Raw genomic sequence first — 7,133 nt, 5'->3', positions numbered from 1 at the left:
ACACGGCCGCGCAGCGGCATCCTTGCCCAAGGGACGGCGACTACCGTCGCGCCGAGGGTGGCGCCCGGCAGCTCCCCTCGCCGCACACAACGAATGCGAGGGCGAAGCCGAGCCCGCACCAGGCGAACCCCGGACATGCGCGAAGAACCAGTAAAGAGCCGGGAGGTTGGCAAGCTTCTTACAGCGCAAACAGACTCGTCGCGTTCGCCGTGGTTGCTGTCGCGATATCCACTTCGGATTCGCCGCGCAACCCGGCTATCGTTTTCAGTACGTCGAGCATGTAGGCGGGCTCGTTCCGCTCGCCGCGATGGTTCGCGCACGGTTGGTCGGGTGCATCGGTTTCCAGTAGCAACCACTGCAGCGGCATATCGCTGACGACACGGCGGATGCGGTTGGCGCGGTCGTATGTAACCGGACCGCCGATGCCGATGTGGAAGCCGAGGTCGAACAGCTGCCGTGCCTGTTCCTCGCTGCCGGAGAAACTGTGCACGACACCGCGCAGGCCACCGATGCGGCGCAGCGTGTGGATGGTTTCCTCGAAGGCGCGGCGTGCGTGGACGATGACGGGCAGGTCGTGTTCCTTCGCGATATGCAACTGGCGGACGAACAGGTCGCGCTGGCGCGCGGGGTCGAGGCCATCGACGTAGAAATCGAGCCCGATTTCGCCGACGGCCACCGCGCCGTGACCCTCCAGCCAGTCCTGCAATTCGTCGAGATGGATATCGCGGTGGTGTTCGAGGAACAATGGATGCAGCCCGTAGGCGGGGAAGACGCCGGGGCGTGACGAAGCCAGCCGCTCGACCCCTTCCCAGTTTCCGCGATCGATCGCAGGCACGATCCAGCGCCGAACGCCGGCTTCGGCGGAGCGGTCGAACATCCTGCCCCGGTCGCCGTCGAACGAGGCGTCGTCGAGATGGGCGTGGCTGTCTACGAGATCGAGCATGTCGGTGTGATGCCGGGATGAAGGGTGGAGGGAGTCTAAGGCGTCGTTCAGTTTACCGACTGTCAAATGTGCCCGAGGCGACTTCCGGGTGATGGGGCTCTGGCGCCATCGAGGTCGCTGACCTTTGTTAGGAGATTAGGGTTATGAGCAGGTTGAAGATTTCCGTCCTGAACGCTGGTTTGGGTGCGGCCCTGGTATTGAGCCTTTCCGCCTGCAACCGCGATGCGAATGCCGACATCGCGAATGCCCCGGCTCCGGCTCCGGAGGCCGCCCCGGCACCCGCACCCGAGCCCCCGGGCCCGAAGTACGGGCGTGTCGTCAGTGTGGATCCCGTTCGTGCACAGGCGTCGGCGCCCCAGCGGGAGTGCCATGACGAGGTGGTGACCCGGCGCGCGCCGGTGAAGGACCAGCACCAGATCGCCGGTACCGCCATCGGTGCGGTGGCCGGTGGCCTGCTCGGCAACCAGATCGGTGGCGGCAAGGGCCGTACGCTGGCCACGGTGGCTGGCGCGGTCGGTGGCGGCTACGCGGGCCACGAGATCCAGGAGCGCCGCCAGGAAACCAATACGGTGACCAGCACGGTCCGCAAGTGCAGCACCGTCTCGGCGGGTAGCAGCGACAAGATCGTGGCCTACGACGTGCGCTACGAATACAAGGGCGTGACCCGCACGGTGCGCATGGACCACGATCCGGGCGATCGCGTGGAAGTGCAGGAAGGCGTTTCGGTCGTCTCCGACGCGCGTTGATCCACGAACCATCCATGAGGGCGTAAGCCATGCATAGCATCGTCCGCAAGATCGGCATCGTCGCGGTGGCCCTGGCCACGCTGTCGCTGTCCGCGTGTTACGAAGAGCCGCGTCGCGTGTATCGTGAGGATCGCGTGGTGTACTCCGGTGCGCAGCGAGGGTGTGCGCAATGCGGTGTCGTGGACGACATCGAGCAGGTGTACGTGCAGAAGGACTCTTCGCCGCTTGGCGCCGTGATCGGTGCCGTCGCCGGTGGCGTGCTGGGCAACACCATCGGCAAGGGCGACGGTCGTTCCGCCGCCACGGTGGGTGGCGCCGTCGTGGGTGGCCTCGTCGGCAACCAGGTCGGCAAGCGCAACGGCTCCGACGACGTGGCGTTCCGCGTGCGGATCCGCCTAGACGACGGCCGCTGGGCCACGGTGACGCAGCGTGAGGACCCACAGCTGCGGCGCGGCGATTATGTGGAGGTCCGTGGAGATCGCGTTTACAGGCGTTGATCGTTCAGCCGTAAAGACGTCCATAAAAAGCCCGCCTCATGGCGGGCTTTTTATTGGAGTCGCCTACGAAGAAGCCGCCACCAATCCAATGAAGGCAGCCATTCGTGGGAGCCGATCCTGTCGGCGATGGGTGCTCGACTGGGCATGCCCGCTGGCGCGGGATCGCCGGCAAGGTCGGCTCCCACGAGGTCGGCTTCCACCCGCAAGCTCGGCTCGCACTCGTGCCGCCGGGTACTTTTCCGCGGGCAAAAAAAAGACCCTCATCCGAGGGCCCCTTTTCCCGGAGATCCCAAGCTGCCCGCCTGGATCTCTTTTCCCCCGCGCGTTCTTGCGTCAGTTGACGGCGTAGAACGCGTGGTCGCCTATCTTGCGAACGACTCGACTGCTCGACCAGCTCGGCGCCACCGCCACGGTGGCGAAATGATCGGCCTGCGGCACGTAAACGAGGCGTTCGCTCTTGGGCAGGTTCCAGTTGTTCATGGAATCGCCGGCGATTTTCCATGCCTTGTTCCACGCGACGAGATCGTTGATCTCGAAATCCTTCGGCGTGGTGGTGATCGCGAACTGGCGCGGAGCCTTCACGACTTCACAGACATTGTTGCCACCCATGCCGCGATCGCGGCGACGGAGGGCGACTTCCGCCACGGCATACTGGCCGATGGTCGGTTCACTGCGTGCTTCGAGATACACCGTCGTCGCCAGGCAGGTCTGGTCGGCGAGGTGGCTTGGAAGGACGGACGCCATCCAGAGCAAAGCGGAAAGTTTCATGTGTATCTGCCTCCAACGAGCTTTTCCGTCACTTGCGGCCTTGGAAGAGCCATGGGAGACGTATGAGCGGTAGACGGGCGGGCAGGCCGTTACTACCTGGACCAACCGACGACATCCGATACATGCAGGAAACACGGATGACTCGGGCGTCACACACTGTGACTTAACTGGGCGGCTGTCCGGAGCCGCCCGGCATGGGGTGTCGCCGAATGAGTTCGGCTCACGACGCGCCATGGGGAGGCGCGTTACGTTGTGCTCCGGCGGGGGCCGGGTCGCGCCAGAACCGTCATCGTCGACGGATCGTCGCGGGTGTAACCGTGTGGTGACAGCACGGCCACGCAAATGGATCGGCGGAGACTAGTGGTGCGTGTCGATTTGCGCAAGTGCGCGAGTGGCGCGGTTCAGCTTTGACTCACACATATGCAGGAACATTTTTTTACGACGTCATCGCACATTCATTCGGCAAACGTCGACAAGACATGTAGTTGTATGCCCTGCGATTCAAGAGTCTCCGCCTGCGACATCGTGTCGTCCAGTACAACTAGTGATGTAGGCGAAGTCGAGTACATGTTCTGCATCAACACGATGCCTGCGTCACGTCCGTCAATGCGCAGTGAATGTCCTTCTTGCAATGCAGCATCGCTGCGCACGATACGCAGGTGGCGTTTGTGTCCGCCGAGAAAATGCAGCCTCGCGGCGATTTCCTGGCCGGGGAAGCAACCCTTGTCGAACGCCACGGCATCGAGCCGTTCCATCGACAACGCGGGCGGAAGCAAGATGCCGAGCGCTTGTTCGGGAAGCCATGCAAAGCCCTTGTCGACATGTCGCGCGATCCACGTGTCGTCACCCTCGTGCGCGCCGATGCGCAACGACGCGTCGCCTTCGCCCAGTACCAGCGTGTCGTCTTCCTCGCGTGCATCGCCATCGGCAACGGCCGTGCCGTCGGACACGTGCAGTTCGGTGGATACATCGATCCTCACCTTCGAGCGAAACACGAAGCGCTTCAGGTCGACGGCCAGCGACGACGCATCGCCACCTCGCGGCATGACGACGTAGCGATCGTCCGCGACGCGGGCGATCTGCAGCAGCGCGCGCACCCGTCCTTTCGGGTCGAGCCAGCCGCTCCATTGCCAGCGTCCGGTCGCGAGCGCCAGGACGTCGCTGCTGAACTGGGCGTTGGCGAACGCGCCGGCATCGGGGCCGGCGAGGGTGATGGTTCGAGTGGTACGGCTCGGCATGGGGGAGGCGCAAGGCAGGGTGGAGGGGTAAGATATACGGTCCGGCCTTGGCCAAACCAAGCCTCGCGGCTTTCGTCAAGGTTGTGCTGCCGTTGCACAGGTATTACGCTTTTAGGGCTTTATAACCATGTCCGACAACCCCTCCGAACCCCAGGACGCGAACGATTCCGCTCCGGCGAAGCCGCTCGTCACGCCGATCGCCCCCACGAACGGCGGACCAAGGGTCGAGAAAGCGCCATTGGACCCTACGCGTTACGGCGATTGGGAAAAAAACGGACGCTGCATCGACTTCTGACCGATCGGAAGGCGAGGGAAGGCTGTCGGGCATCTAGCGATTCCAATCCAGGATAGCCGCCATGGCACAAACGGGACGACCGCTTTCACCGCATCTCCAGGTCTACAAGTGGCAAGTGCAGATGGTTTCCTCCATCCTGCATCGCGCCACCGGCATCCTTAATGCCGTCGGTAGCCTCATCATCGTCTGGGGGCTCGCCTCCATCGCCGCCGGTCCGGAGGCCTTCGGGACGTTCACCAGCCTGGCAGGCAGTCCGTTCGGCACGGTCCTCATGATCGGCTGGACCCTGAACTTCTTCTACCACCTGTGCAACGGCATCCGCCATCTGGCGCAGGACGCTGGCGCCGGTTATGCCGTCGAAACCTTCATTCGTTCCAGCTGGCTTTCCATCGTCGGCGCCATCGTGCTGACCGCCCTGGTCTGGGGCTACGTACTGCTGGGAGCCCAGGCATGAGCAAGGATCTTCGCAACCCGCTCGCTCGCGCCCGTGGCCTGGGATCGGCGAAAGAGGGCGTCAGCCACTGGATGCTCCAGCGCGTCACCGCGCTCGGCCTGGTCTTCCTCACGCTCTGGTTCGTCTTCACCGTGGTGAGCCTGGCGCACGCCGATTTCAACACGGCCCGCGCCACGCTGGCGAAGCCGTGGAACGCGGTGCTGCTCATCGCGCTCATCATCACGATGTTCCGGCACGCCGTCCTCGGCCTGCAGGTCGTGATCGAAGACTACGTCCATACCCGCTGGCTCGAAGTGGCCTCGCTGGTCCTCATCAAGTTCATCGCCGTACTCGCCACGCTCACGGGCGTACTGGCCGTGTTGCGCGTCGCGCTCGGAAGCTGATCGATGGAATCCTACAAGGTTCAACAACACAAGTACGACGTGATCGTGGTCGGTGCCGGTGGCGCCGGCCTGCGCGCCACCTTCGGCCTCGCCGAGAAGGGCCTCAAGGCCGCCTGCATCACCAAGGTCTTCCCGACCCGCTCGCACACCGTGGCGGCGCAGGGCGGCATCTCGGCCGCGCTCGGCAACATGGGCGAAGACGATTGGCGTTTCCATTTCTACGACACGATCAAGGGCTCCGACTGGCTCGGCGACCAGGACGCGATCGAATACATGTGCCGTGAGGCCATCCCGGCCATCATCGAGCTGGAACACTACGGCGTGCCGTTCTCGCGTACCGAGGAAGGCAAGATCTACCAGCGTCCGTTCGGCGGCATGACCACGCACTACGGCCAGGGCACCGCGCAGCGCACCTGCGCCGCGGCCGACCGCACCGGCCACGCCATCCTGCACACGCTGTACCAGCAGGCGCTCGCGCACGACGCCACGTTCTTCATCGAGTACTTCGCCATCGACCTCGTCTTCGAGGACGGCAAGTGCGTGGGCGTGCTCGCGCTCGACATGAACGAAGGCACGTTGCACCTCTTCCGCGGCCACGCGGTGGTGATGGCGACCGGTGGCTACGGCCGCGCCTACTTCAGTGCCACCTCGGCGCATACCTGCACGGGCGACGGTGGTGGCATGGTGCTGCGCGCCGGCCTGCCGTTGCAGGACATGGAATTCGTGCAGTTCCACCCGACCGGCATCTATGGCGCCGGCTGCCTGATCACCGAGGGCGTCCGTGGCGAAGGTGGGTATCTCACCAACTCCGAGGGCGAGCGCTTCATGGAGCGCTACGCGCCGAACGCGAAGGATCTCGCCTCGCGCGACGTCGTCAGCCGCGCGATGACCATCGAGATCCGCGAAGGTCGTGGCGTGGGCCCGAACAAGGACCACATCCACCTCAACCTGATGCACCTGGGCCCCGAGGTGATCGGCGAGCGCCTGCCGGGCATCGCGGAATCCGCGCGCATCTTCGCGGGTGTCGACGTCACCAAGGAGCCGATCCCGGTCCTGCCGACCGTCCACTACAACATGGGCGGCATCCCGACCAACTACCACGGCGAAGTGGTCACCAAGCGCGACGACGATCCGGATTCGATCGTGCCGGGCCTGTTCGCGATCGGTGAAGCCGCTTGCGTGTCGGTGCACGGTGCCAATCGCCTGGGCTCGAACTCGCTGCTCGACCTGGTGGTGTTCGGCCGCGCCGTCGCCCACCGCTGCGCCGAGCTGATCAAGCCGGACACGCCGCACAAGGATCTCCCGGCCAATGCGCTGGACAAGATCCTGGGCCGCTTCGACGCGCTTCGCCACGCCGATGGCGGTACGCCGACCGCGCAGATTCGCGCCGAGATGCAGAAGACCATGCAGTCCGACGCCGCGGTGTTCCGTACGGGCGAGACCCTGAGGGAAGGCAAGGCGAAGATCTCCGCCGTCTACGACTCGTTCAAGGACGTCAAGGTCAGCGACCGCTCGATGGTCTGGAATTCCGACCTCATCGAGACGCTGGAATTGTCCAACCTGCTCGCGCAGGCGGTGGCCACCATGCACTCGGCGGAGCAGCGTCCGGAAAGCCGTGGCGCCCATGCACGCGAAGACTTCCCCGATCGCGACGACCACGACTGGCAGAAGCACACGCTGGTGTGGATCGACGAGGCCGGCCAGTCCAGCTTCGACTTCCGCCCGGTGCACATGTACACCCTGACGGACGACGTCGACGTCGTGCCGCCGAAAAAGCGCGTTTACTGATACCGGACCGGAGAGGCAATC

9 protein-coding genes are annotated in these 7,133 nt (G+C 64.5%); 6 read left to right on the top strand and 3 right to left on the bottom strand.

The window, feature by feature from the left end; genetic code table 11:
- Window positions 1-178: 178 nt before the first annotated feature.
- The gene (locus tag ACR9ZJ_RS12175) at window positions 179-943 is read right to left on the bottom strand and encodes a TatD family hydrolase (protein ID WP_481287885.1); all 765 of its coding nucleotides are present in this window, start codon (window positions 941-943) and stop codon (window positions 179-181) included.
- 143 nt (window positions 944-1,086) lie between these two features.
- On the opposite strand from ACR9ZJ_RS12175, the gene ACR9ZJ_RS12170 reads away from it, so the two are divergent.
- Both ACR9ZJ_RS12170 and ACR9ZJ_RS12165 read left to right on the top strand, forming a co-directional pair.
- Window positions 1,087-1,689 (top strand): glycine zipper 2TM domain-containing protein, encoded by a 603-nt coding sequence (locus ACR9ZJ_RS12170; RefSeq protein WP_481280128.1) that lies wholly within the window; start codon window positions 1,087-1,089, stop codon window positions 1,687-1,689.
- Between the two features lie 29 nt (window positions 1,690-1,718).
- Window positions 1,719-2,186 (top strand): outer membrane lipoprotein, encoded by a 468-nt coding sequence (locus ACR9ZJ_RS12165; RefSeq protein ID WP_481280129.1) that lies wholly within the window; start codon window positions 1,719-1,721, stop codon window positions 2,184-2,186.
- 333 nt (window positions 2,187-2,519) lie between these two features.
- On the opposite strand, the gene ACR9ZJ_RS12160 is transcribed toward ACR9ZJ_RS12165, so the two are convergent.
- Together ACR9ZJ_RS12160 and ygfZ are read right to left on the bottom strand one after the other, a co-directional pair.
- Complete coding sequence (locus tag ACR9ZJ_RS12160; RefSeq protein WP_306846487.1) at window positions 2,520-2,954, bottom strand: cell wall hydrolase; 435 nt, start codon at window positions 2,952-2,954, stop codon at window positions 2,520-2,522.
- A gap of 455 nt (window positions 2,955-3,409) precedes the next feature.
- Window positions 3,410-4,192 (bottom strand): CAF17-like 4Fe-4S cluster assembly/insertion protein YgfZ, encoded by a 783-nt coding sequence (gene ygfZ / locus ACR9ZJ_RS12155; protein WP_481287884.1) that lies wholly within the window; start codon window positions 4,190-4,192, stop codon window positions 3,410-3,412.
- Window positions 4,193-4,319: 127 nt separating this feature from the next.
- On the opposite strand from ygfZ, the gene ACR9ZJ_RS12150 reads away from it, so the two are divergent.
- The 4 genes from ACR9ZJ_RS12150 to sdhA all read left to right on the top strand — a co-directional run bounded on the left by ACR9ZJ_RS12150 (window position 4,320) and on the right by sdhA (window position 7,112).
- Window positions 4,320-4,487, top strand: coding sequence for a DUF1674 domain-containing protein (locus ACR9ZJ_RS12150; protein WP_371024080.1), 168 nt, complete (start codon window positions 4,320-4,322; stop codon window positions 4,485-4,487).
- A gap of 61 nt (window positions 4,488-4,548) precedes the next feature.
- Window positions 4,549-4,941 carry a succinate dehydrogenase, cytochrome b556 subunit gene (sdhC, locus tag ACR9ZJ_RS12145; protein ID WP_481280131.1) on the top strand — a complete coding sequence of 131 codons (393 nt, stop codon included), beginning with the start codon at window positions 4,549-4,551 and terminating at the stop codon, window positions 4,939-4,941.
- Entirely contained in the window at window positions 4,938-5,324 is a 387-nt protein-coding gene (gene sdhD, locus ACR9ZJ_RS12140; RefSeq protein ID WP_481287883.1) for a succinate dehydrogenase, hydrophobic membrane anchor protein, read from the top strand. The genes sdhC and sdhD overlap by 4 nt, the downstream gene beginning before the upstream one ends.
- 3 nt (window positions 5,325-5,327) lie before the next feature.
- Window positions 5,328-7,112 (top strand): succinate dehydrogenase flavoprotein subunit, encoded by a 1,785-nt coding sequence (sdhA, locus tag ACR9ZJ_RS12135; protein ID WP_481280133.1) that lies wholly within the window; start codon window positions 5,328-5,330, stop codon window positions 7,110-7,112.
- Window positions 7,113-7,133 lie beyond the last annotated feature (21 nt).

This window comes from Luteibacter sp. KNZ12-1A, assembly GCF_056755675.1.
This window is presented reverse-complemented; position numbering and strand designations above follow the sequence as displayed.

What these genes read in the sequence shown, in the direction of transcription:
- ACR9ZJ_RS12175 (WP_481287885.1), bottom strand. Translation starts at nt 943, where the DNA reads ATGCTCGATCTCGTAGACAGCCACGCCCATCTCGACGACGCCTCGTTC.
- ACR9ZJ_RS12170 (WP_481280128.1), top strand. Translation starts at nt 1,087, where the DNA reads ATGAGCAGGTTGAAGATTTCCGTCCTGAACGCTGGTTTGGGTGCGGCC.
- ACR9ZJ_RS12165 (WP_481280129.1), top strand. Translation starts at nt 1,719, where the DNA reads ATGCATAGCATCGTCCGCAAGATCGGCATCGTCGCGGTGGCCCTGGCC.
- ACR9ZJ_RS12160 (WP_306846487.1), bottom strand. Translation starts at nt 2,954, where the DNA reads ATGAAACTTTCCGCTTTGCTCTGGATGGCGTCCGTCCTTCCAAGCCAC.
- ygfZ (WP_481287884.1), bottom strand. Translation starts at nt 4,192, where the DNA reads ATGCCGAGCCGTACCACTCGAACCATCACCCTCGCCGGCCCCGATGCC.
- ACR9ZJ_RS12150 (WP_371024080.1), top strand. Translation starts at nt 4,320, where the DNA reads ATGTCCGACAACCCCTCCGAACCCCAGGACGCGAACGATTCCGCTCCG.
- sdhC (WP_481280131.1), top strand. Translation starts at nt 4,549, where the DNA reads ATGGCACAAACGGGACGACCGCTTTCACCGCATCTCCAGGTCTACAAG.
- sdhD (WP_481287883.1), top strand. Translation starts at nt 4,938, where the DNA reads ATGAGCAAGGATCTTCGCAACCCGCTCGCTCGCGCCCGTGGCCTGGGA.
- sdhA (WP_481280133.1), top strand. Translation starts at nt 5,328, where the DNA reads ATGGAATCCTACAAGGTTCAACAACACAAGTACGACGTGATCGTGGTC.